Origin of the sequence: Streptomyces sp. NPDC090798 (assembly GCF_044768965.1) — a bacterium.
Lineage (GTDB): Bacteria > Actinomycetota > Actinomycetes > Streptomycetales > Streptomycetaceae > Streptomyces.
In genome coordinates, this window is record NZ_JBIVXA010000028.1 from 79,002 (window position 1) to 103,582 (window position 24,581).

Annotated in this window: 23 protein-coding genes; 14 read left to right on the plus strand and 9 right to left on the minus strand. The window is 71.6% G+C overall.

Annotation, left to right across the window (positions count from 1 at the left end; translation table 11 throughout):
• Positions 1-114: 114 nt before the first annotated feature.
• Positions 115-3,378, plus strand: a complete 3,264-nt coding sequence (locus ACIQTP_RS40360) for an amidohydrolase family protein (RefSeq protein ID WP_403409444.1) — start codon at positions 115-117, stop codon at positions 3,376-3,378.
• Here the strand turns inward: ACIQTP_RS40360 and ACIQTP_RS40365 are convergent.
• From ACIQTP_RS40365 to ACIQTP_RS40375, 3 genes are all read right to left on the minus strand, one after another.
• The gene (locus tag ACIQTP_RS40365) at positions 3,370-5,010 is read right to left on the minus strand and encodes a serine/threonine protein kinase (protein ID WP_403409446.1); all 1,641 of its coding nucleotides are present in this window, start codon (positions 5,008-5,010) and stop codon (positions 3,370-3,372) included. The two genes, ACIQTP_RS40360 and ACIQTP_RS40365, sit on opposite strands and share 9 nt — an antisense overlap.
• A gap of 169 nt (positions 5,011-5,179) precedes the next feature.
• Positions 5,180-6,439 (minus strand): 4-hydroxybenzoate 3-monooxygenase, encoded by a 1,260-nt coding sequence (locus ACIQTP_RS40370; RefSeq protein ID WP_403409449.1) that lies wholly within the window; start codon positions 6,437-6,439, stop codon positions 5,180-5,182.
• Between the two features lie 119 nt (positions 6,440-6,558).
• Entirely contained in the window at positions 6,559-6,942 is a 384-nt protein-coding gene (locus tag ACIQTP_RS40375; protein WP_403409452.1) for an alpha-L-rhamnosidase C-terminal domain-containing protein, read from the minus strand.
• 197 nt (positions 6,943-7,139) lie between these two features.
• Here ACIQTP_RS40375 and ACIQTP_RS40380 point away from each other — a divergent pair, with 197 nt between their 5' ends.
• The 10 genes from ACIQTP_RS40380 to ACIQTP_RS40425 all read left to right on the plus strand — a co-directional run bounded on the left by ACIQTP_RS40380 (position 7,140) and on the right by ACIQTP_RS40425 (position 16,829).
• Complete coding sequence (locus ACIQTP_RS40380; RefSeq protein WP_403409455.1) at positions 7,140-8,597, plus strand: serine hydrolase domain-containing protein; 1,458 nt, start codon at positions 7,140-7,142, stop codon at positions 8,595-8,597.
• A gap of 500 nt (positions 8,598-9,097) precedes the next feature.
• A complete protein-coding gene (locus ACIQTP_RS40385) occupies positions 9,098-10,123 on the plus strand; it encodes an alcohol dehydrogenase (protein WP_403409458.1) in 1,026 nt (341 codons plus the stop codon).
• Between the two features lie 199 nt (positions 10,124-10,322).
• Positions 10,323-10,451, plus strand: a complete 129-nt coding sequence (locus ACIQTP_RS40390; protein ID WP_403409461.1) for a hypothetical protein — start codon at positions 10,323-10,325, stop codon at positions 10,449-10,451.
• 444 nt (positions 10,452-10,895) lie between these two features.
• Positions 10,896-12,125 (plus strand): FAD-dependent oxidoreductase, encoded by a 1,230-nt coding sequence (locus ACIQTP_RS40395; RefSeq protein ID WP_403409464.1) that lies wholly within the window; start codon positions 10,896-10,898, stop codon positions 12,123-12,125.
• A gap of 183 nt (positions 12,126-12,308) precedes the next feature.
• A complete protein-coding gene (locus tag ACIQTP_RS40400; protein ID WP_403409467.1) occupies positions 12,309-13,682 on the plus strand; it encodes a rhodanese-like domain-containing protein in 1,374 nt (457 codons plus the stop codon).
• 182 nt (positions 13,683-13,864) lie between these two features.
• On the plus strand, positions 13,865-14,224 hold the full coding sequence (locus ACIQTP_RS40405) for a rhodanese-like domain-containing protein (protein ID WP_403409470.1): 360 nt from the start codon (positions 13,865-13,867) through the stop codon (positions 14,222-14,224).
• Positions 14,221-14,973 carry a sulfite exporter TauE/SafE family protein gene (locus tag ACIQTP_RS40410; protein WP_403409473.1) on the plus strand — a complete coding sequence of 251 codons (753 nt, stop codon included), beginning with the start codon at positions 14,221-14,223 and terminating at the stop codon, positions 14,971-14,973. Before ACIQTP_RS40405 ends, ACIQTP_RS40410 begins: the two co-directional genes overlap by 4 nt.
• 190 nt (positions 14,974-15,163) lie before the next feature.
• Positions 15,164-15,736: a rhodanese-like domain-containing protein gene (locus tag ACIQTP_RS40415; protein WP_403409476.1), complete on the plus strand. Its 573-nt coding sequence runs from the start codon at positions 15,164-15,166 to the stop codon at positions 15,734-15,736.
• A gap of 158 nt (positions 15,737-15,894) precedes the next feature.
• Positions 15,895-16,269 (plus strand): hypothetical protein, encoded by a 375-nt coding sequence (locus ACIQTP_RS40420; protein ID WP_402032600.1) that lies wholly within the window; start codon positions 15,895-15,897, stop codon positions 16,267-16,269.
• A gap of 200 nt (positions 16,270-16,469) precedes the next feature.
• Positions 16,470-16,829, plus strand: a complete 360-nt coding sequence (locus ACIQTP_RS40425) for an ArsR/SmtB family transcription factor (RefSeq protein ID WP_402032598.1) — start codon at positions 16,470-16,472, stop codon at positions 16,827-16,829.
• A gap of 32 nt (positions 16,830-16,861) precedes the next feature.
• Here ACIQTP_RS40425 and ACIQTP_RS40430 read toward each other — a convergent pair whose 3' ends face one another.
• Positions 16,862-17,500 carry a TetR/AcrR family transcriptional regulator gene (locus ACIQTP_RS40430; RefSeq protein WP_403409479.1) on the minus strand — a complete coding sequence of 213 codons (639 nt, stop codon included), beginning with the start codon at positions 17,498-17,500 and terminating at the stop codon, positions 16,862-16,864.
• Between the two features lie 73 nt (positions 17,501-17,573).
• On the opposite strand from ACIQTP_RS40430, the gene ACIQTP_RS40435 reads away from it, so the two are divergent.
• Positions 17,574-18,293 carry a carboxymuconolactone decarboxylase family protein gene (locus ACIQTP_RS40435; RefSeq protein ID WP_403409482.1) on the plus strand — a complete coding sequence of 240 codons (720 nt, stop codon included), beginning with the start codon at positions 17,574-17,576 and terminating at the stop codon, positions 18,291-18,293.
• Between the two features lie 100 nt (positions 18,294-18,393).
• Here ACIQTP_RS40435 and ACIQTP_RS40440 read toward each other — a convergent pair whose 3' ends face one another.
• Complete coding sequence (locus ACIQTP_RS40440) at positions 18,394-19,296, minus strand: NmrA family NAD(P)-binding protein (RefSeq protein WP_403409485.1); 903 nt, start codon at positions 19,294-19,296, stop codon at positions 18,394-18,396.
• Positions 19,297-19,490: 194 nt separating this feature from the next.
• Positions 19,491-20,516, minus strand: coding sequence for a hypothetical protein (locus tag ACIQTP_RS40445; RefSeq protein WP_403409488.1), 1,026 nt, complete (start codon positions 20,514-20,516; stop codon positions 19,491-19,493).
• A gap of 201 nt (positions 20,517-20,717) precedes the next feature.
• Here ACIQTP_RS40445 and ACIQTP_RS40450 point away from each other — a divergent pair, with 201 nt between their 5' ends.
• Both ACIQTP_RS40450 and ACIQTP_RS40455 read left to right on the plus strand, forming a co-directional pair.
• Positions 20,718-21,314, plus strand: coding sequence for a TetR/AcrR family transcriptional regulator (locus ACIQTP_RS40450; RefSeq protein WP_402032586.1), 597 nt, complete (start codon positions 20,718-20,720; stop codon positions 21,312-21,314).
• 19 nt (positions 21,315-21,333) lie between these two features.
• Positions 21,334-21,651, plus strand: a complete 318-nt coding sequence (locus ACIQTP_RS40455) for a recombinase family protein (protein WP_403409566.1) — start codon at positions 21,334-21,336, stop codon at positions 21,649-21,651.
• A 311-nt stretch (positions 21,652-21,962) separates the two neighbouring features.
• Here the strand turns inward: ACIQTP_RS40455 and ACIQTP_RS40460 are convergent, their stop codons facing one another.
• The 3 genes from ACIQTP_RS40460 to ACIQTP_RS40470 all read right to left on the minus strand — a co-directional run bounded on the left by ACIQTP_RS40460 (position 21,963) and on the right by ACIQTP_RS40470 (position 24,326).
• Entirely contained in the window at positions 21,963-22,346 is a 384-nt protein-coding gene (locus tag ACIQTP_RS40460; protein WP_403409491.1) for a VOC family protein, read from the minus strand.
• Between the two features lie 172 nt (positions 22,347-22,518).
• On the minus strand, positions 22,519-23,508 hold the full coding sequence (locus tag ACIQTP_RS40465) for a hypothetical protein (protein ID WP_403409494.1): 990 nt from the start codon (positions 23,506-23,508) through the stop codon (positions 22,519-22,521).
• 65 nt (positions 23,509-23,573) lie between these two features.
• Positions 23,574-24,326, minus strand: a complete 753-nt coding sequence (locus tag ACIQTP_RS40470) for a CHAP domain-containing protein (protein WP_403409497.1) — start codon at positions 24,324-24,326, stop codon at positions 23,574-23,576.
• Positions 24,327-24,581: the final 255 nt, after the last annotated feature.

Below are 24,581 nucleotides of genomic sequence, written 5' to 3' on the forward strand. Positions count from 1 at the left end.
GTCAACCCGGCCTCACCGGCACGCCGACCCGACCTCAAGGCAGGCCGACCGTACCCGTTTGGCGTGAATGGCGCTGTTGCTCGCGGGCTTTGAGATGAGTAAGCGTTCTCTGTCATGGAACGCGACCGGAGCCCCGAAGCCCTCCCCACCTCCCGTCCCGCCCTGTTTTCCCCGCTCTCCCCGCTCTCTCGTCTTTCCCGTCGTCAACTCCTCGCCGCGGCAGGCGTCGCGGGTGTCGTGGGCGTTTCCTCCACCGCCCTCGCCGCCGCTCCGGCCGCGGCGAGCAGCCGCGCCGCTCTCTCCCTGTCGTTCTCGGAGGCCACCAACGGCGCGGCCACGCTCTCGCCGGCCGGCGACCGGCTGATCGTCGAGATCCAGCATGTGCTGTGGTCGCTCCCGCGCGCCGGCGGCCGTGCCGTGCCCCTCACCCCGGCCGGCCTCGAACCCAACCGGCCCTCGTACTCCCCGGACGGCAAGCTCATCGCGTTCTGCGCGTACCAGGGCGGCGGCTACCACCTGTGGACCATGCGCCCCGACGGCTCGGACGTACGGCAGCGCACCGAAGGACCCTGGGACGACCGCGCCCCGGCCTGGTCCCCGGACGGCACCCGGATCGCCTTCGCCTCCGAGCGCGGCGGCGACCCGGTCGAGGGCAGCCCGTACCGCATCCACGTCCTGGACCTGGCAAGCGGCGAACTGACCCGCGTCACCGGGCTCACCGGTCAGGACCGCCCACTGCAGGACGGCCCCTGGGAGGACTTCGACCCCACCTGGTCGCCGGACGGCAAACGCGTCCTCTTCGTCCGCGCGAAGGCCGTCACCCTGCCCACGGGGACCGGCCTCGAAGCCCGCACCATCGCCGCGGTACCGGCCGGCGCCGCGGGCCCGGTCGTCGTCGAGCACACGGAGACCACGGCCGCGCAGGTCATGACCCCGGCCCTGGCCCCCGACGGCCGGCGCCTCGCATACCTGCGCCTCACCGCTGCCCCGAGCGCCTCCTGCACCCTTGTCGTCGACGGCACGCCCGTCGCGCTCGCCGGAGACCTCGCACCCGTGCCGCCACGCTGGACCGCGGCGGGGGAACTGCTCCTCACCGTGGACGGCCGCTTCACCCTCGTACGACCGGAGAAGCCGGCGCGGACCGAGCCGGTCCCCTTCGCGGGCGAACTGCCGGTGGACCGGCCGCGGTACCGGATCAAGGAGTACGACCTCGGCGAGGCACGGGTGCGACCGGTGCGGGGCATCCACCTGCCCGCGCTGTCCCCCGACGGACGGCGGATCGCTTTCGCCGCCCTCAACTCGCTCTGGCTGGCCGCAACGTCGGGCGGGCGGCCGCCCGAGCGACTGAGGAAGTCCGGGCCCACCCGCTATCTGCTCGCACCGGTCTGGGCGCGCGACGGACGGTCCCTCGTGTACGCCGACGACCGCGACGGACTGCTCGGCGTGTACCGGCGCGATCTCACCACCGGCGAGGAGACCGCGCTCGCCACGGGCGGGCGGGTCCATCCCGCCCTCTCGCCCGACGGGAAGCGGCTCGCCTGTCTCGACATGACCGGAAGGCTCGTCCTGCGCGATCCGGGCAGCGATGAGGAACGCGTCCTGGTGACGCCACTCGGCGGCGGCGGGCTGCCCGGCCGCCCCAGCTGGTCACCCGACGGCAGATACCTCGCGCTGTGCGACCGCAACCGCCTCAACCTCCGCTTCCGCGAGGGCTACAACGTCATCCGGATCGTCGACACCACCACAGGCACCGACCGCCTCCACGCCGTCGCACCCCACGTCTGCATCGCCGACCGCTACGACTCAGGACCCGTCTGGTCGCCCGACGGACGCTGGATGGCGGTCGTCGTCGAGTCCGCGCTGTGCCTGCTGCCCGTCGCCCCCGACGGCACCCCGACCGGTGCCCCGCGCACCCTCGCCACCGAACCCGCCGACCACCCCTCCTGGTCCGGCGACTCGAAAACGCTCCTGTACCTCTCGGCCGGGCGGCTGCGGCTCATCGGCATCGACGGGGGCGAGAGCCGCACCGTCCGGGTCCCGCTCGACCAGCACAGGACCGCCCCCGCCGACACGGTGGTGCACGCCGGGCGCCTGTGGGACGGCGCCGGCGAGTCGGTCAGGGACGACGTGGACATCGTCGTACGCGGCGGACGCGTCGCCGAAGTCGCGCCGCACCGGGCCCGCGGCCGTGGCGCCCTCAACAGGATCGACGCCTCGAACCGCACTGTGATCCCCGGGCTGTGGGACACCCACACCCACCCCTGGCAGAGCACCTACGGAGGCCGCCAGACCGTCGGACAACTGACGTACGGGATCACCACGGCCGTCTCCCTGGGCGGATTCGCCTACGAGCAGGCCCGCATCCGCGAGGCGGTGGCCGTCGGCCAGCTCGCCGGACCCCGGCTGTTGACGACCGGCGAACTGCTCGACGGCTCGCGGGTCGCCTACAGCATGGGACGCGCCCACCGCACGAAGGACGGTCTGCGCAGGTCGCTGGAGCGGGGTGCCGCCCTCGACTGGGACTTCGTCAAGACCTATGTGCGAGCGCCGAGTTGGGTGATGGAGGAGGCGGCGCGGTTCGCGCACGAGCGGCTCGGGGTGCGCTCGGGGAGCCATCTCCTGTCACCGGGCGTCCAGAGCGGACAGGACCTGACGACCCATCTGCTGGCCACTCAGCGGGGGGAGTTCGGACACGCGGTGACCGCGACCGGGCGGGCGTACGAGGACGTCATGGAGATCTACACCGGGCAGGGCGTCAACTTCGCCCTCATCGCCACCCCGTTCACCTCCGCGCCGCTGCTCGGCGCCGATCCGGGGCTCGCCGACGACCCACGCGTCACCTTCGTCATGCCCCCGTGGGACTCCGCCGCCGTACGGCTGTCCGCGGGTGTGCCGCCCACCGCGGCCCAACTTGCCACCCTGCGCACCGAGACGGACGTCTACCGGCGGGTGCTGGCCGCGGGCGGTCTCGTCGCGCTCGGCACGGACCAGCCCCTCGTACCGGTCGGGCTCTCCCTGCACCTGGGCCTGCGCGCGCTGCACCGCGGCGGACTGTCCCCGGCCGGGGCGCTGCGCACCGCGACCGTGCTGCCGGCCCGCCTCTTCGGCCTCGACGGTGACCTCGGCACCGTACAGCCGGGGAAACTCGCAGACCTCACGGTGGTGGACGGCGATCCCTTCGAGGACTTCGACACCCTCGTCCGCACGGTGTCCGTCCTGAGGGGCGGTACACCGTACGTGACGGAGGACCTGGTGGCCGCTTTCGAGCCGCCGTCGAAGGTCTCGGCGTCGCAGCGGCGCGACGTGACGGAGGACCACTGGCTCGAAGTGGGGCGCCTGATGCGCGGGGACGGCTGTTGCGGCACGGGTTCACTGTGATGTGCCCCTGAAGGTCCCCAGGAAGGTGGCCAGGGCTGCCCGGTTGGCGGTGGTGTCCCAGTCGGCGGCCGGGGTCGTCCACCTGAGGGAGAAGCCCTCGTGGTCACCGATGAGGAAGCCACGCCCGAACGTGCGCTCACGGACTCCGCCGTTCGTCGACAGCCACTCCATGTCCGCACCCTTGTAGCCCTGGTAGGTGACGGCGCGGATGTCACCCAGCCGCTCGTAGGCGATGGAGTCGCCGCGCAGCGAGGTGTCCACCTCGCGCCAGACCGCGACGGGGTCCGAGGCGAGCCGGGTGCTGTAGGTGACGACCAGCGTGCGCGGGTCCCCGCTCGCGCCGAGCGTGACCCGATAGGAGCCGTCGGCGGAGTTCTCGGTCCGCACCGGCTTCCAGCCCTTGGGCAGCTCGACGGAGAAGCCCTGGGACGCGGTGTAACGGAAGAAGCCGGCCGGCGGATCCGCGGTGACGGTGTGGGACGGCGAAGGGGAGGCGGAAACGGAAGCGGACGAGGAGGAAGAAGGGGAGGGGGACGTCGACGGGGCCTGCTGGGGAACGGTGCTGCTGGGCGAGGCGCTCGGTGTGGGGGACGGTTTGGCGGAAACCGTGGGGGACGGCGCGGGGCCGGACGCGGAGGTGCCGCGTTCGGACAGCCCGCCCGCCGCGGTGAGCCCGGCGAAGCAGACGACCGTCACGGCCAGCGCCCCGCCCAGCAGCACCGGGCGGCTGAGGGGCACCTTGCCCCACACCCGCCCCGGCGGTGGGGCGTCGAGGTCCCGGAAGACCGGCAGGGTCTCGGTGGGCATCGAGCTCTCGTCGAGTTCCGCCTTGAGAATGCGCGTGAGCGCCTCCCGCACGACCGACTCGGGCACCCGCTCCACCGGATCCCTGCGCAGGAGCCCCTGAATGGCCGGACTGAGCGGCCCGGCGCTCAACGGGGCCCGGATGGGCAGCCGTTCCACGGCGCGGAACGTCGCCTCGAGCCCTCCCCGGTCCCGGATGGCCGGCCGGCCCTCGACCATCTCGTACATGATCGCGCCCAGCGCCCACAGGTCCGAGGCCGGTCCACCGCCCTCGCCACGGGCCTGCTCGGGGGAGGCGTACGACGGTGCCGTGACGCGAGGGGAGGCGTTGGCCCCCATCAGCCCGAAGCCGGCCACCGTGACCCCGCCCCGTTCCGCCACCCACACCTGGCCGGGGCTGAGGTCGCCGTGTGTGATCCCTTCCTGATGGGCCGCGCCCAGGATGTCGAGGACGCCGAGCCCGATCCGGGCCGCGCGGACGTGGTCCACCGGGCCGTGCCCGAGGAGTGCGCTCAGGGGAACGCCCTGCGGCCGCGCGGTGACCGTCCACAGGAAGTCGTTGTCCTCGAGGACGTCGACGACGACGGAGACCTGTCCGGGGCAGACCAGCCCCAGGGCCTCGGACTCCCGGGTGATCCGGACGGCGGTGCGCAGCTCCGCCTCCTCACGGAGATGGGCCGGGAGCCGGGAGCGGGTCAGGGTGACCGGCCGCTCGGACTCGACGTCCTGACCGTGCCAGCCGTCGCGCCCTTCCTCGTGGTGGACGACCTCCAGCAGTCGGTATCTTCCGGCGACCAACTCATCCGTGGAGACTTGCACCTTGACCATGGTCATCCCTCGCTGCGCACCGGACTCTCACCTTTCCCGGTTGTACGGCGGGTGTGACGTTGTGTGTTCAAAGGCGGGCGATTCCGGGGCCCCGTTTTCCGGAATTCTTTGCGCGTAGCGCACCCGTGCGAGGAATTCCGGCCTAGGTCCTGTCGTCACCTTCCTGTCGTCACATCCCCAGCGCGGGCTCATCGCACGGTGTCGTCGTGGACATCGGGCCGGTGTCCTTGCCGATGTACGACTCGGCGAAGGTGGCCGCCGCCGCGGGTGAGCCGAGAATCCGTCGGAGGCGGGCTCGCGCGGCACCCGCCCGGAAGGGATCGCCCGAGGACGGTCCGTGCAGCAACTCCGCGAGCCACTGGGAGAATTCCTGGTACTCCCACACCCGCCGCAGACAGGCCGCCGAGTAGCCGCGCAGTCCGTCGGCGTCCCCCCTCAGGTAGTAGGCGACGAGCGCGTCGGCCAGCAGCAGGGCGTCGTGCAGCGCGAGGTTCATGCCCTTCGCGGCGATCGGCGCGACGAGGTGCGCGGAGTCGCCGGCCAGGAACAGCCGCCCGTACGTCATCGGCTCCACGACGTAGCTGTGCATGTCGAGGACGCGCTTCTCGATCAGCGGTCCCTCGGTGAGCGGTGGGGCTCCGGCGGCCGACAGCCGGGCGTGCAGCTCCGACCAGACGCGGTCGTGCGACCAGTTCTCCGGGTCCTCGCCGGGCGCCACCTCCAGGTAGTAGCGGGTGACTTCGGGGCTGCGGGCCATGTGGGCGCCGAATCCGCGCGGGTGGACACCGAAAACGACGCAGTCGCTGGACGGCGGAGCCTCGGCGAGCAGCGCCAGCCAGCCGACCCCGTAGTCGTACCGGGCCACCGTGCCCCGGCCCGGGGTCACATGGGTGCGGGTCACTCCGCGCGCGCCGTCGCAGCCGACGACGATGTCGCAGTCGATCCGCCGGCGCCCACCCGTCTGCGGATCGGTGTAGAGCACCGCGGGCCGGTCGCCGTCGATGCCGTGCAGGGCCACGTCCCGCACGCCGAAAAGGATCTCGCCACCCCTCACGTCGGCGTACTCGCGCACCAGGTCCGTCACCAGCAGCGGCTGCGGATAGACGAAGTGCCGGTCCCCGGTCAGCGCGGCGTACCGGAAGCGGTGCTGCTCGCCGTCGATCCGGAACTCGCACTCGCTGTGCGCCTGCGCCCGCTCCGCCAGCCGGTCGGCCAGCCCCCGTTGACGCAGCGCCCGCACCGCCCACTCCTCGATGAAGCCGGCGCGGGGCCGCTGTTCGACGAACTCCCGGCTTTCGGTCTCCAGGACCAGGCAGTCGACGGACGCGGCCCGCAGGATGTTGGCGACGGTGAGCCCGGCCGGTCCGGCACCGATGATGACGACGGGGACGCGCGGTGCCGGCGCGGATGTGGGGGAGGGGTTGATCATCCCGGCATTATGGCGGCGATCCGACAAGCCCCCACACCGCCTGCGCAACCCTCTGACACGGCCCGCACAACCCCTCGCCCCTGCCCGTGCCGACGTGCCGCGGCGTCCCCGTACGTGACTCAGACGCGCGCCACGGACTCCCAACTCCCGTGCGGTACCGCGTACACGACGAATCCCGGCTCCGAGCGCACCCACTTCGCGCCGGCCGGCGGCGCGACGGCCGAGCGGTGGGCCGCCGGGACGTGCACCTCCGCCGTCGCCCCGACCGGTACTCCCACCGACAGCCGGGTCGTCCCGTCCACGACGGACGACGCGGCCGCCGCTTGGCCGCGCACGGTCCGCACCGAGGCGCGGGCCCAGTCCACGCCCGTACGGCCGTCCGGGCGGACCGTGACGGTGCGGTAGCCCGCGTCGCCGGGGCGCAGACCCGCCACGTTCTCGTAGAGCCACTGCACCACGGTGCCCAGGAAGTAGTGGTCCCGGAACGGGAGTCGAGCGGCCATATCTCCCACATGGTGTCGGCACCGTTGTGGGCGCTGAAACGTTTCATTCCGGTGTCGATGATCCTACGCATCACGCCACTTCAGCCTCAAGAGTCCTGCACACACCTCGTGGACAGACGGTGTCCGCCGACGGAAAGATGGCAAATGCCCACAGTGCTCCGCTCCATCACCGCCCGAGCCGCCCGGAGGCAGCCTTCATGAGCTCCCGTCCTCTGCCCGCCAGCACCCCCGCCGCCGAGGGGGTGGACGCCGCGGGCATCCATGCCTTCCTCGACGCCGTCGAGGCGGCGCCGGACATCGAACCGCACAGCCTGATGATCCTGCGCCACGGGCACCTCGTGGCCTCCGGCTGGTGGGCGCCGTACACACCCGACCGCCGCCACCTGCTCTACTCGCTCAGCAAGAGCTTCACGTCCACGGCCGCCGGATTCGCCGTCGCCGAAGGCCTGTTGCGCCTGGACGCCCCCGTGATCTCGTACTTCCCCGAGTTCGAGGCCGACATCACCGACCCGCGCAGCCGCGCCATGCTCGTACGCCACGTGGCCGCCATGGCCAGCGGCCACCTCGAAGAGACCTACGCGACCTCGATCCGACGCGACCGCGACGAAATCGTACGGGGCTTCCTGCTCTTCCCGCCGGACCGGGAACCCGGCACCGTCTTCGCCTACAACCAGCCCTGCACGTACACGCTCGCCGCGATCATCCAGCGTCTGACCGGCCAGTCGTTGACGGAGTATCTGCGGCCCCGGCTTTTCGACCCGCTGGGCATCGGCGAGACGGCCTGGCTCCAGCGGCCGCCCGGGCGTGACCTCGGCTTCAGCGGTCTGCACGCCACGACGGACGCGATCGCCCGGCTCGGCCAGTTCTATCTGCAGGACGGGGTCTGGGAGGGGCAGCGGCTGCTTCCGTCCTCATGGATCGCGGAAGCGACCCGTGCGCACATCTCCACCGCGGACGGTACGCAGGAGGGGGCGCTGTCGGACTGGCAACAGGGGTACGGGTACCAGTTCTGGAGGAGCAGGCACGGGTACCGCGGCGACGGCGCGTACGGGCAGTTCTGTCTCGTCCTGCCCGAGCACGACGCCGTGATCGCGACGACCGCGGCGGCCGAGGACATGCAGGGTCTGCTGAACCTGGTGTGGCGCCACCTCCTCCCGGCGTTCGACGCCGAACCGCTCGCGGGCACGGCGGACGAGGGCGTGCGCCGCCGCCTCGCGGAGCTGGCCCTGCCACCGGTCGAGGCGAGTCCCGAGCCGCCCGCGCGGGGTGACGACTGGAGGAGCGCCGTGTTCACACCGGAGGACGGTGAGTGCCCGCAGCAGCGGACCCTGACGGGCGTCACGGTCACGGCCGACGCGGACGGGAAGGGCTGGGGTGTGTCGCTCGCGGAGGACGACGAGCTCCTCGGGTTGCGGCTCGGCGCGACCGGTTGGACCGTCGACGCGGACGGCCCGCCCACGGCGGTCAGCGGAGGCTGGAGGGACCAGGACACCCTGAGCCTCGACGTGCTGTTCCTGGAGACCCCGCACCGACTGACCGTGACCTGTTCGCTGCCGGCCGGCACGTTCAGCGTGCGCTGGCACACGACACCGATCCATGGCGGTCGGCTGCGCTCGATGCGGGCGCCGGTGGAGGATCGGGTGCGACAGCCGTAGCGGCGCGGGGTGGGTTTCTGTCCGGGGCGGGCAGGTCACGGCAGGTGGGGCTCCGGCGGATCTGGCGATGGGGCGTCGCCGTGCGGCAGGGGCGGCGGACGGCGCTCCCGTCCGGCTGGTCGTCGACCGCGCGTGCGAGAGGTCGCGGCCGGAGGTGTGCCGCTCGTCGCGCCGGGGCCGCTCCGGTGGCGGGCGCCCCGGGCGGCCCTGGCGGCGGGGCCGGGGTGGCGGCTCGCGGTCGGCGGCCTGTACTCGCCGAGCGTCCTGCTGTGACCTGAAGTAGCGTGAGCTTACCCGCGCCCGTCCGCCCGTGGCCTGCCGAGGCTCGGCAAGCGGATCCCGCCCGGCCGCCGACCGACAACAGCCACCACCGGAGTGACGCGAGCCGGTCGGGTTCGTGTGTGGTCCGCGTGCGGCCCGCGCGCCTGTCACCGGCCCCCGTGAGCACCTGAGGGCGGAGCGCTTCGAGATCAGACCGACTCTCCAAGGCAGGGATCCGGATGACTAGCTATCGCGTCGCGCAGGTGACCGCCCCCGGCGGCTCTTTCGAGGTCGTCGAGCGTGAGGTGCCGCAGCCGGGCCCGGGACACGTACGGGTCACCGTCGACGCCTGCGGGGTGTGCCACAGCGATACCTTCTTCGTGAACGCCGGCGTTCCCGGCGTGACGTTCCCGGTGGTCCCCGGGCATGAGGTCGCCGGGCGGATCGCGGAGCTCGGCGAGGGGACGCGGGACTGGGGCTGGCAGGTGGGCGACCGGGTGGCGGTGGGCTGGTTCGGCGGCGCGTGCGGCCACTGCACACCCTGTCGGCAGGGCGACTTCATCGCGTGCGAGAACCTGCGGGTCCCAGGATGGGCGTACGACGGTGGCTACGCCGAGACGGTGGTCGTACCCGTGGACGCGCTGGCCCGGATCCCCGACGCGCTGGCGGCCACCGACGCGGGGCCCCTGGCATGCGCGGGCGTGACCGTGTACAACGGCATGCGGCGCAGCCCGGCACGGCCGGGTGACCTGGTCGCCATTCTCGGCATCGGCGGCCTCGGGCACCTGGGGGTGAAGTACGCGGCCGCGATGGGCTTCGAGACCGTGGCCATCGCCCGCGGTGCCGACAAGGCCGACTTCGCCAAGCAGCTCGGCGCGCACCACTACATCGACAGCACGGCCGATACTCCGGTCGCCGAGGCGCTTCAGTCCCTGGGGGGCGCACAGGTCGTCCTGGCCACCGCGTCGAACTCCGCCGCCATCACCGCGACCGTGGACGGCCTGCGTCCCCGCGGTGAGCTGGTGGTCGTCGGCCTGGACGCGGAGCCGCTCGGCATCACCCCGGCCCAGCTGCTGATGGCGGGCAAGGTCGTCAGAGGCCACCCCAGCGGCACCTCGCAGGACATCCAGGACACCATGGACTTCAGCGCCCTGCACGGCATCCGTCCGATGACCGAGGTCGTGACGCTGGGCGAGACCGACGAGGCGTACCAGAAGATGCTCTCCGGTGCCGCCCGCTTCCGGATGGTGCTCACCATGAGCTGACACGGCGGCGCTTGCGGCAGGGCCGTGTCCCGTACGACGGCGGCCGGGGCGGCGCAGCGCGTGGTACCAGCCGCGCTCCACCTGCCACGACGGCCGCAGCCGCATGCCGCCCGCGGTGTCGAACGCCCGCAGCAGCACACGGAACCGCTCTACCCGCAGCGAGGGCGGGCATACCGAGGTCGGCAGGTGAGGTCGGCAGATGGCGGGCATCGGTGTCGTACGCGTCGGCCAGGACGACGTCGCCGCGCACGTCGCGGAGCTCGCCGCGTTCCGTCAGGAGATGGATCAGGCCGACCTGACGGCCCCCGGTGGCGCGGCGCCCCCGTGAACCCGTCGCGGAAACCCGCGGGGCGCACCCGCTTGGCGTCGGACCAAGCCTCGCGGAAGCGCAGCCCCTCGGTGTCCGAGTCGGCGTCCTCGGCTACCGCCCGCCAGGACTTCGCCGAGGAGCGGAAGGGGTCGGTCGAGCCGGGCAAGGCCGCCGACCTGGGCGTACTGGACGGCGATCGGCTGTCCGTGTCGACTTCCACGACGCCACACCGGTCGAGGTCGACCGGACCGTGTTCGACGGGCGGATCGCCTTCGCGCGCCGACACGCTCCACGGCCGGTCCTCACCGCCTCGACCTAGCCGACAGTCGTCATGTACGTCAACTCCCCTTACTTGACTGGCAATTAATCGACCGCGCATTGGTCCCGTCGTCCGGCGTGGCCTAGCATCGGGTTCGCTCAATACCCCCGGGGGTATATTCCGAGGATTGCGAGGAGCCCGCCATGCCCTCCCTCCACTCCGCCTCCGGCGCGGACCGCGACCACTTCCAGGTGTTGATCGTCGGAGGTGGAACCGCGGGCATCACCGTCGCGGCCCGCCTGCGGCGCGCCGGTGTCTTTGACGTCGCGGTGCTCGAACCGGCCGACGTCCACTGGTATCAGCCGCTGTGGACCCTGGTCGGCGGCGGCCGGGCCCCACTCGGTGTCACCCGCCGCCCCGAAGCCTCCGTCATGCCCAGGCAGGTGCGCTGGATCCGTGAGGCCGCCACCGCCGTCGAACCCGAGGCGCGGACCGTCACCACCGCCGCGCACCGCACCATCGGCTACGACCACCTCGTGATGGCCCCCGGTCTCCAGCTGGACTGGGACGCGATCCCCGGCCTCGATGCCGCCGTCGGACACGGTGCCGTATCCAGCAACTACGCTTTCGAGTACGCCCCGTACACCTGGGAACTCATCCGTGGCCTGCGCTCGGGCACCGCGGTCTTCACCCAGCCGAGCGGCCCGGTGAAATGCGGTGGCGCCCCCCAGAAGATCGCCTATCTGGCCGCCGACCACTGGCGCAGACAAGGGGTACTGGACCGTATCCGCGTGGTCCTTGTGCTGCCCGCCGACTCCATGTTCGGCGTACCGGTCTGGCGCCGTGCCCTCGAACGCGTCGCCGAGCGTTACGGCATCGAGGTCCGGCTGAACTCCGAGATGACCGCCGTCGACGGCGCGGCCCGCCGGCTGACCGTGGCCGACCACTCCACCGGCACCGAGGAGGGCCTCGCGTTCGACCTGCTCCATGCCGTACCGCCGCAGAGCGCCCCCGACTGGGTCAAGCGCGGCCCGCTGTCCGACCCCGCGAGCCCCTACGGCTACGTCGAAGTGGACAAGCACACCCTGCAACACCCGCGGCACCGCGGCGTCTTCGCCCTCGGCGACGTCGCCAGCCTGCCCACCTCCAAGACCGGCGCCGCCGTCCGCAAGCAGGCGCCCGTCCTGGTGGCCAACCTGCTGGCCGAGATCAACGGCGAGCACCGTGAGCAGCGCCGCTACGACGGTTACACGTCCTGCCCGTTGGTCACGGCCCGCGACAAGGTGCTGCTCGCCGAGTTCGACTACGACCAGCGCCCCGCCCCCAGCATCCCCCTGCTGGACACCACCAAGGAGCGCCGTGACATGTGGCTGCTCAAGCGGTACGGCCTGCCGGCTCTGTACTGGCGCGGCATGCTCAAGGGCCTCGTTTAGGGCGCCCCCGACGTCACTCACATCACTCACATCACTCGCGCCACTCATGTCGCTCACGGTCACTGGCCGGTGGCCGTCCCTGAAACACCTCCGCGCATATCCCGGGATACCCCCCTGGGTATTTCTGTTACGGTGGCCGTCAGATACCCCCCGGGGTACTTTAATCCGGAAGGAGTCGAACCCGTGTTCTTCGTCGACACCCTTGAGTTCGAGGGCCTGGGCAACCGCAGCTACCTGGCCGGCGGCCCTGGCGAGGCGGTCGTGATCGATCCCCCGCGGGACATCGATCAGGTGATCGCCGCGGCCGCCCGACGAGGCGTGCGGATCGTGTACGTCGCCGAGACGCACCTGCACAACGACTACGTGAGCGGTGGGCTCGAACTGGCCCGGGTCACCGGTGCCCGCTATCTGGTCCCGGCCGGGGCCTCGGTGTCCTTCGCCCGCACCCCGGTCGCCGACGGCGACACCGTCACGGTCGGCCGGGGTGTGGCCCTGAGGGCACTGGCCACCCCGGGCCACACCCCGCACCACACGTCCTACGTCCTGGAAGAGGACGGGCGAGGCGTGGCCGCCTTCACCGGCGGATCACTGCTGATCGGTACGGTGGGGCGGCCGGACCTGGTCGAACCGCGGCTGACCGAGCAACTGGCCCGCGCCCAGCACGCATCCGCCCACCGTCTGGCCGAGGAACTGGACGACGAGGTGCCGGTGCTGCCCACGCACGGGTTCGGCAGTTTCTGCTCCGGATCCCAGGCCGAGGGGGACACCTCCACGATCGGGCGCGAACGCAAGACCAACGAAGCCCTCACCCGCGACGTGGACACCTTCGTCGCCGACCTGCTCGACGGTCTGGACGACGTCCCGGCGTACTACGCGCACATGGGTCCGGCCAACGCCGCGGGCCCCGCTCCCGTCGACCTCACCCCGCCACGTGCGGCCGACGCCGCACAGATCGCCCAGCGGCTGGCGGCCGGAGAGTGGGTGGTCGACCTGCGCAACCGTGTCGCGTTCGCCCAGGGGCACGTCGCCGGCTCCTACAACTTCGAGGGCGAGGGCAAGCCGGCCACCTACCTGGCCTGGCTGATCCCGTGGGGCAAGCCCGTCACGCTGCTCGCCGACACACCCGAGCGGATCGCCGCGGCACAGCGGGAGCTGGCCCGGGTCGGCATCGACCGGCCGGTCGCCGCCGCCACCGGCGGCCCGCGGGACTGGGTGCCCGGGGGAGTGGAGCCGCGGTCCTTCCCGCGCGCCACCTTCGCCGACCTCGCCGCCCGCCGCGGCCGTGGCGAGGACGTGGTGGTGCTCGACGTGCGGCGCGACTCCGAGCGCGCGGGCGGCTGCGTGGAGGGCTCGGTGCACATACCCATCCATGAGCTGCCCGGTCGTCTCGGGGAGGTGCCCGCGGGGGAGGTGTGGGTGTACTGCGCGGGCGGGATGCGCGCGGCGATCGCGGCCTCCTTCCTGGACGCCACGGACCGCGGCGTGGTCGCCGTCGACGACAGCTTCGCCGCCGCCGTCGAGGCCGGACTGACTCTCACCTGGTCCAGCACGGACTGACTCTCACCTGAACCGGCATGGACGGACCTGCACCTGGTCCGGCACGGACTGACCCTCGGCGGTCTTGCGTGGCCTGACCCGCACCCGGTCCCGACCGAGCCCGGTCCCGTACCGACTGCCCCTCAGTCGGTCCCGCACGGACGGCTCCCCCCGCCGTACCACCCCTTCGGAGTGATGAACCCATGTTCTTCCGCAGCCGCGCCTCCCGTCGCCTCGGCCCTGTCCGGGCCCACCAGCGGGCCGCCCATGGCCGGGTCGTCCCGTTCGACGTCCGTGAAACCGCCGAGTGGGAGGCGGGACACGCACCGGATGCGCCGCACCGGCCCCTGTCCCGGCTGGTGGCGGGGGAGGCGCTGCCACCAGCCGCTCAGGGCGGGCCAGTCGTGGCGATCCGCCGCTCCGGCCGACGCTCGCGGCAGGCCGTCGAGATCCTGACCGGCCGTGGAACGAAGGCCACCGATGTCACCGGCGGAATGGTCGCCCGGGCGCGGGCCGGTCTGCCGGCGGCCCGCCCGGACGGAGACGACGGTGCCATAGCGTGAGCGCGTTCGTTCTCGCGCTCGTCGCGGGGGGCCTGGTCGGTCTCGCGCTGGGCGCGCTGGGTGGCGGAGGCAGCGTCCTCGCCGTGCCCGCCTTGATCTACCTGCTCGGTTTCACCCCGGCCGCGGCCACCACCGCGAGCCTCCTGATCGTCACCGCCACCTCGCTCACGGCCCTGTTCGGCCACGCCCGCTGCGGCCATGTGCGGTGGCGGGCCGGCACTCTGTTCGCGGCCGCCGGCATCCTCCCGGCCGTGGCGGCCGGAGCGGCGTCGGCCCGGCTGCCGCAGCCGCTGCTGATCGCCGCGTTCGCCGCCGTCGCCGCCCTGGCGGCCACCCGCATGCTGCGCCCCTCCCGGGCAACGTCCTCCACGGAGCCCGGCGCGGTTCGGCCGGCCAAGGCCCTCGGCACCGGAGCCGGGCTGGGCGCACTGACCGGACTGCTGGGGGTGGGCGGCGGGTTCCTCGCCGTGCCGGCCCTGGTCACCGTCCTGGCCTTCGAGATGCCGGCCGCCGTCGGCACCAGCCTGCTGATCATCTCGGTCAACTCGCTGGCCTCGCTGCTCACCCGCGGTGCCACGACGTCGGGCCTGGACTGGACGTTGATCGCACCCTTCACCGGGACCGCGATCCTGGGCGCCTGGGACGGCAAACGCCTGGCAGGAAAGGTCTCGGGCACCCTCCTTCAGCGGACCTTCGCCGTGGTCCTGCTGGCGGTGGCCGCGTTCATGCTCGTCGACGCACTGACCTGACCCCGGCCGGTCCCGGCGGACTCACGCCAGGGACAGGAACAGCTTCGCCAAACGGGCCCGCGTCCGCTCACGGTCACCGTCGGCGGCCAGGTCGGCAGCCGTCCCGCCAGTTCCACAAGCGCTCCCTCGATATACCCCCGCGGGTATCCTGTCCGTGGGGGTGAAGCCCCAGAAAGACAAGGAAATTCCCGTGACCCCCACTTCCCTCGCCCCGGACCAGGCCCACGCCCGGCTCCATGAGCTGACCGTCATCGATGTGCGCACCCCCGGCGAGTACGCCTCGGGCCACATAGCGGGCGCCCACAACATCCCCCTGGACCGTCTGGACGCGGCCGTCCCCGTCCTGAGGTCCGCCGCCGAGCGCGGTGACCTCGCCATGGTGTGCGCCTCCGGCGCCCGCTCCGCGCAGGCCTGCGCCACCCTCGCCGCCCACGGCATCCCCGCCGCCACCCTCACCGGCGGCACCACCGCCTGGAGCCGGCACGGACACGGCCTGCACCGCCCGGCCGACGACCGCGGCGTCTGGCCCATGGACCGGCAGGTCCGTTTCGTCGCCGGGGCCCTGGTCCTCGCCGGACTCGCGGCCGGCCAACGCCGGTCGGCCGCCCGATGGTTGTCCGTCGGCGTCGCCGGAGGTCTGGTCCACTCGGCCGTCAGTGGCAGCTGCGCCATGGCCCGTGTCCTGGCCAGGCTCCCGCTCAACCAGCCCCGTGCCACCGACCTCGACGCCACCCTCGCCACACTGGCCGCAATGGGGCAGTAGTAGTCGAGAAACGACGCCGTCGCGCTCATCTCCGATCGCCAGATGTCAGCCTCGGAGATACCCCCGTCGGCGCCTCGGTCGCCCGCATACGGTGCGGTCACGCGGCGGGACGGGCATCGCCGATCCCACCGCACAGCCGACAACCAAGGGGAGGCGCTATGGCGAGTGTGGATGTGTCGCTGAAGGAGATGATGACCGCGGCCGAGGGGGCGTTGGGGGCGGCCGTCGTCGACTACACCAGCGGCATGGCACTGGGCACGCTGGGCGGGGGCAAGGACCTCGACCTCACGATCGCTGCCGCGGGAAACACGGATGTCGTCCGCGCGAAGGTGCGGACCATGGAGCAACTGGGGCTCAAGAGCCGGATCGAAGACATCCTGATCACTCTCGAAACGCAGTACCACCTCATCCGACCGGTCGCCGGACGCACCGGCAACGGTCTGTTCCTCTACCTCGTGCTCGACAAGGCGCGTTCGAACCTGGCGATGGCCCGCCACCAACTCAAGCGCGTCGAGGAGCAGCTGGAAGTCTAGGCCGGCCGGATTCTCGGCCCGACGTGCGCCCACGATGTGAAGACTTCTTCAAGTCACCACATCAGCATCCTCCGAACAAGTGGATGCGCGCGGCCATGAGCGAGAAGGATCGGCGGCGACGGACACATGGTGCGGCGGCGCCTTCAGGGCGCCGTCGCACCAGGTGACGACCATCCCCACGCGGCAGGGAGCGAGCACCGATGCGGGTCCCCCTCTACCAGGCCAAGGCGGAGTTCTTCCGCATGCTGGGACACCCCGTGCGCATCAGGGTCCTCGAGCTGCTGCAACACGGCCCCGTCCCGGTGCGGGACCTGCTCGCCGACCTCGACATCGAGCCGTCCAGCCTGTCGCAGCAGCTGGCCGTCCTGCGTCGTTCCGGCATCGTGGTGTCCATCCGTGAGGGCTCCACCGTCAGCTACGCGCTGGCCGGCGGTGACGTCGCGGAGCTCCTGCGCGCGGCCCGCCGCATCCTCACGGAGCTGCTGGCGGGGCAGAACGAACTGCTGGTCGAACTGCGACAGAACGACACGCCCCTGCCACCGGTGTCCTCCGGCGGCTGAGTCGGTGAGCGACGGTGGGCCGCGCCGCTCCGTCACCCTTTCGCGGGCGGCACACCGACCAGTTTCGCCAGGAACCGGTCGACCTGCTCCTCCAACGGGGGCCAGGGCAGCTCTGGTTGATTGACGCGCAGTGACACCGCGCCATGGACGGCCGTCCGCAGATCCAGGGATACGGTCTCGGCGTCGCCCCGCGGTGCCAGCCCCGCGTCCATGCAGCGACGGATCGCAGCGGTCGTGCGCCCGGCCATCTCCTCCTTGAAGGACATGTCCGTGCGCCGGTTGAGTGTGCTCTCGTGCAGCACCTTGTACAGTCCCGGGTGCTCGCGCGACCACGCGCCGAGCAGCGTCGTGCGGGCGCGCAGCGCGGCCACCGGGTCGGCGGCACCCGACTCCGCCTCGTCCACCGCGCGCAGCAGGTCCGTGTAGCAGCGCTCCAGCGCGGCCAGCACCAGCGCGTCGCGGTCGGCGAAGTGGATGTAGACGGACGTCGCGGCGATACCCACCTCGCGAGCGACGGCGCGCAGCGACAGGGCCTCGTCGTCGGCGAGTTCGTCCAGCAGTCGCAGCGTCGAGTCGACGATCTCGGCGCGCAGCCGCTCGCCCTGGCCCCGCGGGTTGCGACCGCGCGAGGTGGTCCGGGCGGTCTTCCGGGCCGGGGTGGTCGCGTCCATGGTTCGGCATTGTAGGGGACGTCCTGTAGGGCTACAGTCGTAGCACTACAGGTGTTCACTTAGGGGAGTCGCCATGACACTGCCGACCCAGAGCACGATCGTCGAGCTGGACCCGGTGTTCGCGGAGATGACCGCCGCGAGCTTTCGACTCGCCGGCGAGGGGCCGGAACTGACACCACGTGAGCGCATCCTGGTCAGCCTCGTCGCCGACGTGTGCGCACAGGTCCTCGGAGTGCCGTACGAACTGCATGTGCGAGCCGCCCTGGACCAGGGCATCGACGCCGACGACCTGCGCGAACTGCTCCGCTTCATCTCCTACGACAGCGGATACCCGGCGGCACTGGCCGCGCTGGTGCGGCTGGCCGAGATCGAGCGCGAGCACGACCTGCCCGGACCGACCGGCCAGGGCCACAAGGTGAACGCGGACGGCAAGGGCAGCCCGCTTCCCGCGGCGATGCGCGCCCAGGTCCAAGCCCTCGACCCGGCCCTGGCCGACTACATGGACCTGCAGTCGCGCATGCGGGCCGGCATGTCCCTCATCAGCGTCCGCGAACGGGCGTTCGCCACGCTGACGGTGGACGTCCTCTACCAGACCCTTCAGGAAAGCTTCCGCGCCCACGTCGGCCGCGCACTGGGTGCGGGGGCGACACCGGATGAGGTCCGTGCCGCCGTCCGCGTCACCGCGCCGTTCGGAATGACACGGACCTGGCGCGCCCTGAACGTCCTCGACGCGCTGCTCGCCGAGGGGGAGGAAAGGGAGGAGAAGCGGACGCCCGACGCTGCCCTAACGTAGGGGGATCCGCGGCCTGGGCAGGCGCCCGCGCCAAAGCTGTTCCGTCGTCGAAGACGAAGAACAACGCCTTCGCGTCCGCGGCCGGCCTTGGCCGGGCGGCTCAGCCCAGGTAGAAGTCCCTGCGGGCGGCCACGAACGCCTCGATCGTCCGGGCGGGTACGCCGGTCACCCGTTCGACGCCGTCGGCGGTGCGGTCGTAGCGGTTCTCGCGGTGCAGTCGGCCCATGACGGCGACGTGCTGTTCGAGGTGAGGCGGCATCCCCAGCTTCGGGAGCTCGGCCTCCCACCTCTCCGGGGGCACGGCCACGTAGGTCACCGGCTGTCCCAGCCCCCGCGAGAACTCCTCTGCCAGCTCCTTCATGTCGACCGAGCGGGGCCCGGTCAGCTCGTAGACCTGTCCGACGTGCGGAGCCGGGTCGCGCAGCACGGTGGCGACCACCCGGGCGACGTCCTCCACGGCGACCGGCGACGTCCGCCCGGTGCCGAACGGCAGCGCGATGGTGCCGTTCTCCCTGATCGACCGCGCCGCCAGCGTGGTGAACAACGGAGTGTCCAGGAACGACGTCGGCCGGATGTGCACCACGGGCAGGCCGGACCAGTTCAGTACCTGCTCCGCCAGCCAGTGCAGCCGCTGCTGGTGCGACTCCTCGGTGCTGGTGGCGGTCATCTGCGACACCGTCATCTGGGACAGCCCGACCAGGGCGTCCAGCTTCCCGTACTCCCTCGCGACGGAGGCCACCACGGTCGCCGCCAGCAGGTGGTCCGGTGACACGGGCATCGCGAAGTACATCCGCCCGACACCCTCCAGCGCGGCGGCGACGGTCTCGGGTCGGGTCAGATCGCCGACGACGACCTCCGCACCGAGTGCGCGCAGCTCGGCAGCACGATCGTCGTCGCGGCGGACCATCACGCGGACCGGCACGTCCTGCGCGCGTAGCTGCTCGATGACCGTGCGGCCCACGCCACCGGCGCCGGCGATGAGAACAAGGTTGCTGGCAACCATCGGTCGATCTCCTTCGGAGTAATGGAATATCTGGGTTGAGGTGCGATCAGGGCGTCAGCGGAGCTGATGGCAAGGCGTTGGCCGCGGCGATGTCACCGCTGATCCACTCCGGGCTCGCGGGTCGCCGCTTCCACAGGGCGAGCGGCGAGTCGGCGGCGGGGGCCCTCCTCCCCCGCGTCCCGGGCAGCGGGCGCTCAGCCCCGGGCGGCGACCCGCCGGGACCGCAGACCCACCAGGAGCGCCCCGAGTACGGCCCACAGTGCGAGGGTGATCAGTGGGCCGGCGACGTGGGCACCGCCGAAGTAGCTGAGGTCGGCGACGGCCCGTATGGCGGCGCCGGGCGGAAGCAGCCCCGAGACGATGCGGGCCGGACCGGGCAGCAGGACGACGCCGATGGTGGCGCCGCTGGTCGAGTTGCCGATGGTGAGCAGCAGCAGGGTGGCCACCGGGACGCCGATCGGTCCCAGCCAGGTGCCGAGCAGCTTGGTGGTGAACGCTGCCGCGGCTGCCAGTAGCGCGAGCGCACCCGCCAGAGGCAGGAACGGTGCCGGCAGGGCTCCCATGACGGGTCCGGCGATGGCGGACGCGATGGTGCCGCAGGCCACCGAGAAGCCCCATATCAGCCGGAACCGGTGGCGCAGGGCCAGGACGTGGCCGAGGCCCAGGGTGCTCTGGCCGAGGACGAACCCGGCGAGGGTCACACCGAACGCCACATAGAAGCCGCACAGTCCACGACTGTCGAACTTGGCCAGCGGGACGATGTCCGTGGTCTCCAGGTGCTGCCCCGACTGCTTCGCATAGGCGGCGGCGAGGCCGGTGACGGCGTTGGTGGTGGACAGACCGTTGGCTCCGGCCACGTCCAGCCGCAGTCCGCCGTCACCGTTGGGACCGAGGGCCGCGACGGCGTCACGGTGGAGTACCGCGCGGCGCGCCGAGGCGGCGTCGGCTGCCTGGTGCACGTCGACGCGGTCGCCGAGCGTATGCCGGACCTCGGTGGCGAGTCGCTGCCCGGTCACGGCCAGCGGTACGCCGTGCGGCTGGGGGTCGCGTTGGAGACCCACGTAACAGGCGACGAAGGCCGAGACCACGATCAATCCGACGATCGCTGGTTGCAGCCAGGCCCGCACCGGTACCGCCCGGCGGGCGGACGGTCCGGAGGGCACGGGTGGTGTCGACGCCGCGGGCGTCGAGGACTCGGTGGGGGCGGGTGGCGATGCCACAGGCGTCTCCAGTGCTGTCGGTGGTGCGGCGATTGCAGGGCGGAGGCCGTTCGGCCTCGGTCGGCCTCAGACGGTGGGAGGCAGCGCAAGGCCCTGCTCGACCCGCCGGGTGATCTCATCGGCCTCAAATAGATGTCGCTCGCAATCTAAATGGAGGCTAGGATAGATGGCAAGTGACATCCATCTGAGGAGAGTGATTCCGTGGGCCGTGTGTCCCAGGCGCAGGCGCAGGAGAACCGGCAGCGCGTCGTAGCCACCGCCTCCCGGATGTTCCGCGAGAAAGGCACCGCGGTCAGCGTCGCCGACCTGATGAAGGCCGCAGGGCTCACCCATGGCGGGTTCTACAAGCAGTTCGCATCCAAAGAGGACCTGGTCGACGAGGCCATCGTCCACGCCTTCGACGATCCGGCGGCACACTCGCCGGTGGTGATCGAGGACCACTCAGGGGACCACGAGGCCGCCCGCCGGACGCTGATCGAGCAGTACCTCTCGATCTGGCACCGCGATCACGCGGGGGAGGGCTGCCCGGTCTCCGGATTCGCCGCTGACCTGGGGCGCGAGCCCGACCAGACCGCCCGCGCCCAGGACGTCTACATCAAGGGGGTACGCAACCGCGCCGCTCGGCTGGCCACCGGCGACGACGACGGCATGGCCCAGCTCTGCACCATGGTCGGTGCCCTCGTCCTCGCCCGCGCCACCCGGGGCAACCCGATCTCCGAAGAACTGCTGCAGGCCGCGCGCACGGCTCTCACCGAGAGCGGCACCGGGCTGTCCGAACCGCAGCGGCGCACGGACTGACCGGGGGCCGGCCGACGGCATCGACACCGCCAGCATCGGGAGCCGCGCGGTGTTCGGGACGCTGTCCGTACTCGCCGAGCTCCAGCGCGAGCTCATCGTGGCGAACACCAACGACGGCCTTGCCTCGGCGCGGGCCCGCGGTCGGGTCGGCGGGCGCCGGCCCAAGCTCACCGGCTACCAGGCCGCGCTCGCCCAACGGCTTTACGACGAGCGGGAGAAGAGCGTCCGGCAGCTCACCGACATGTCCGGTGTACTGAGGTCGACGGTGTACGGGCACCTCGACAAGGCCAAGACCGTGCCTGGCCAACCGAAGAAGACTTCGGCTACGAAGCCCTGAAAGCTACCGGCTGGCCATTTCCTTGTCTGGTGTCCTGTCCGGGCCAGGACTCCAGGGCCAACCGATCGCAGAACCCCGCCTATGACCCCTGGGGACCGACGGGTTCCCGCCCAATCCCCTCCAGGATTCCAGGAACCCGTCCACTTCGGTCCGCATACGGGTGGAGGCGTGCCCCGGCTGTGCCACCGGGGCGCGTCCGCTGCGGTCCAGCGGCTGCGCCGGGGTCGGGCAGGGGTAGGGGCACTGGCTACCTCACCCCGACCAGGGAGTCAGTCACCCGTCCGCTGTACCTCGATCGATGTGGCGGAACGTCAGATGGGCTTCAGCCGCGTGCGCAAGAGACAGAACTCGTTGCCCTCGGGGTCGGCAAGGACATGCCAGCTCTCTTCTCCGGTCTGGCCGATGTCGACAGGCCTGGCGCCCAGCGCGAGCAACCTGGCCAGCTCGGCGTCCTGGTCGCGGTCGGTGGCGCTGACATCGATGTGCAGCGGGAGCTTCCCGAGCCGGGGGTCGCGGCCCGCGTTGAAGACGAGGGTTGGCTGTGCGCCGCCGAATCCGACGCCGGGCGGGCCGATTTCGATGCTGCCGTCACCTTCTCGAGCCAGCTCGACGTAGCCGAGCACTTCGCACCAGAATGCGGCCAGTCGACCAGGGTCCTCCGCGTCGATGACGAGTTCGCTGATTCGGCATGCCATGCGGCGAGGATAGGCGCGCCGGCCCGGTCCTGGCCCCGTCCGAGCGGCACGATCCCCTGCCACCCGTCCAATGGCCCGGACGAAGTTACCTTGCCCACGGGCTTGATCTCGCGGAAGTTTCCCGTGTGCCGGAGTGCGGTCTCGGTCGGCCGTTCGTCCACCACGGCCGGGCTCAGAGCGCGGCTTCGACGACGAAGAGCTGGGCGTCCGTGCCCGAACAGGGTTCGACGACGGCCTCCGCGCCCGCGACGGTGCTCGCGGCTCTGATGCCCACGCACTTCTCGTCGGTCACGTGGATCAGATAGGTCCGGCCGACGGACTTCCCGGAGACCCCGGAATCCCGAGATCCCCCGGATTCCTTGGGCTCCTTGGGCTCCATGGGTACGAAGCGGAAGGCAGTGGTCCGGTCGCACGCCTCCCAGGGTTCGAGCAGACCCTTGCCGGGACCGGAGGTGAGCGCCTTCAGGCAGCCTTTCCCCTGGTCGGGTCGGAACCAGGAGATGCGGTAGGCGTTCCTGCCCACTCGTTCCAGGGACGTCGTCTGCGGCTCCGTCTCACCGCAGGGGCGTTGTACGGCCACGAGGGAGCCGTACCGCTTGTCCGCCACCTGTCCGTCCGTCACACACAGGCCGGGGGATCCGAGCGGCCGGATGAGGACCTGGTCGCGCGGCAGCCGCGTGGACCCGGACGTCGGCGCGGACGTGGCCGGGGACCCGGACGCCCCCGAGCCGCCGGAGTCACGCAGGGCGGCCCAGGAGACGGCCGTGACCAGCGCGACGGCCACGAAGGACACGGCGGCGACGCGCGTGCGGCGGGCGCGGGTGAGTCGCCGGACCGGGCCCGGGACGTTCGGTACCGAGGGGGCGCTCTCCGAGGACGGCGCCGGAGATTCGGCGGCCCGCTGCCGGGCGGCAAGCCATTCGTCCACGTCATCGCCCTCCCCGCAGGCGCGGACGAACGCGGCCAGCAGTTCCGGTCGCGGCAGCGAGCCGTTGCGCAGCACGTCGGCCAGCGTGCTGCGTGGCAGCAGCTCCCCGTGCCGGGCGGCGCGCTCCTCCAGCTGTCGGTACGTCAGCCGGGAGCGCGCCTTCAGCTCGCGCAGCTCCGCGTTCAGCTCAGCCGCGGTCCGTAACTCCTGCAACGCGAGCGACCTCTGTTCCATGCGATCCATACTTGTCGTGGCTCTGCCATGGAACAAAACCCTTTCAGGACAACGTCACCGGACGGCTATCGCGCCTTCGGCGAGGTGTAGCCGAGGACCCTGCCCGCCGTGGCGGCCTGGGTCTTCTTGTAGGTGAGCTGCTCGAGCGAGGTGTTGCCCTCCACGGAGTTGTAGACCTTCCTGGCGGAGTCGTACGAGGTCACGACACCCACGTGGTCGGCTCGGCCGTCACCGTTGTCGTCGTAGCTCACGACGTCACCGGGCTTCGGCTTGTAGGTGTTCGTCACCACCTGCGCCTTGGTGTGCCAGGTTCCATTGGACCTGCCGTACGTGCGGAAGGAGTCGGCCGCCGCGTTCAGGCCGGTGATCTTCGCCTTGCCCCAGTACCAGGTGTACTTGGCGAAATCCGCGCACCAGGCGCGCGAGGTCCACTTGACGCTGGTCCAGGTCTTCGTCCAGGTGCCGTTGACCTTGATGTACATGTAGCCCTTGCTCGTCCCGCACGCCTGGCGGTTGACGATCGTGCCGGTGCGGGGAGCGCTGGTGTGATCCCACTGGAGGTTCGCCTTCGCCGTCCAGAAGCCGGTGTAGAAGTTGCAGTTGTTCCTCTCGGTGTCGCCGTCCTTGGCGTCCCCCTCGTACTTCCGCTTCCGCACCTCGGCGTTGCCGCTCGTGTACTGGCCCAGCGCCTGCTCGGCGATCAGTGCCCCCGGAGCGGTCGCCGCGTGAGCTGGGGCGGCCATGACGAGGCTCCCCAGTGTCATGGCCAGGGCCGCCCCCGCGACGGCTGTGGTCTTCACCGTGTTCATCGCAGACATCCCGTGCTTCCTTCCTTGCGATCCGTACCGGACCCGAAGGCGGGTCCGGCTGACAGACCGAAAGGCTGGCCGGGGTGTTCGAGGTCATCAATGGCTTGAAGTGTCCAGGACATGTCCGGGACACCCGTGGCCTGTCCGGCCTGGTCAGGGGCTTGTCCGGGCTGCACGCGGTGACCGGCACGGGACACCGGACACCCTTCGCAGGGGAGGCGAGGAGTCCTCGGGCAGACCTCGGGCACAACCCCGCGTAGTGTG

Excerpts from the sequence above, each read along its gene's own strand:
- ACIQTP_RS40435 (WP_403409482.1), top strand. The coding sequence starts at position 17,574 with ATGACACTGCCGACCCAGAGCACGATCGTCGAGCTGGACCCGGTGTTC.
- ACIQTP_RS40430 (WP_403409479.1), bottom strand. The coding sequence starts at position 17,500 with ATGGACGCGACCACCCCGGCCCGGAAGACCGCCCGGACCACCTCGCGC.
- ACIQTP_RS40365 (WP_403409446.1), bottom strand. The coding sequence starts at position 5,010 with ATGGTCAAGGTGCAAGTCTCCACGGATGAGTTGGTCGCCGGAAGATAC.
- ACIQTP_RS40390 (WP_403409461.1), top strand. The coding sequence starts at position 10,323 with ATGGCGGGCATCGGTGTCGTACGCGTCGGCCAGGACGACGTCGCCGCG.
- ACIQTP_RS40360 (WP_403409444.1), top strand. The coding sequence starts at position 115 with ATGGAACGCGACCGGAGCCCCGAAGCCCTCCCCACCTCCCGTCCCGCC.
- ACIQTP_RS40465 (WP_403409494.1), bottom strand. The coding sequence starts at position 23,508 with ATGGAACAGAGGTCGCTCGCGTTGCAGGAGTTACGGACCGCGGCTGAG.
- ACIQTP_RS40380 (WP_403409455.1), top strand. The coding sequence starts at position 7,140 with ATGAGCTCCCGTCCTCTGCCCGCCAGCACCCCCGCCGCCGAGGGGGTG.
- ACIQTP_RS40385 (WP_403409458.1), top strand. The coding sequence starts at position 9,098 with ATGACTAGCTATCGCGTCGCGCAGGTGACCGCCCCCGGCGGCTCTTTC.
- ACIQTP_RS40440 (WP_403409485.1), bottom strand. The coding sequence starts at position 19,296 with ATGGTTGCCAGCAACCTTGTTCTCATCGCCGGCGCCGGTGGCGTGGGC.
- ACIQTP_RS40370 (WP_403409449.1), bottom strand. The coding sequence starts at position 6,439 with ATGATCAACCCCTCCCCCACATCCGCGCCGGCACCGCGCGTCCCCGTC.
- ACIQTP_RS40425 (WP_402032598.1), top strand. The coding sequence starts at position 16,470 with ATGCGGGTCCCCCTCTACCAGGCCAAGGCGGAGTTCTTCCGCATGCTG.
- ACIQTP_RS40460 (WP_403409491.1), bottom strand. The coding sequence starts at position 22,346 with ATGGCATGCCGAATCAGCGAACTCGTCATCGACGCGGAGGACCCTGGT.
- ACIQTP_RS40395 (WP_403409464.1), top strand. The coding sequence starts at position 10,896 with ATGCCCTCCCTCCACTCCGCCTCCGGCGCGGACCGCGACCACTTCCAG.
- ACIQTP_RS40470 (WP_403409497.1), bottom strand. The coding sequence starts at position 24,326 with ATGTCTGCGATGAACACGGTGAAGACCACAGCCGTCGCGGGGGCGGCC.
- ACIQTP_RS40405 (WP_403409470.1), top strand. The coding sequence starts at position 13,865 with ATGTTCTTCCGCAGCCGCGCCTCCCGTCGCCTCGGCCCTGTCCGGGCC.
- ACIQTP_RS40375 (WP_403409452.1), bottom strand. The coding sequence starts at position 6,942 with ATGGCCGCTCGACTCCCGTTCCGGGACCACTACTTCCTGGGCACCGTG.
- ACIQTP_RS40420 (WP_402032600.1), top strand. The coding sequence starts at position 15,895 with ATGGCGAGTGTGGATGTGTCGCTGAAGGAGATGATGACCGCGGCCGAG.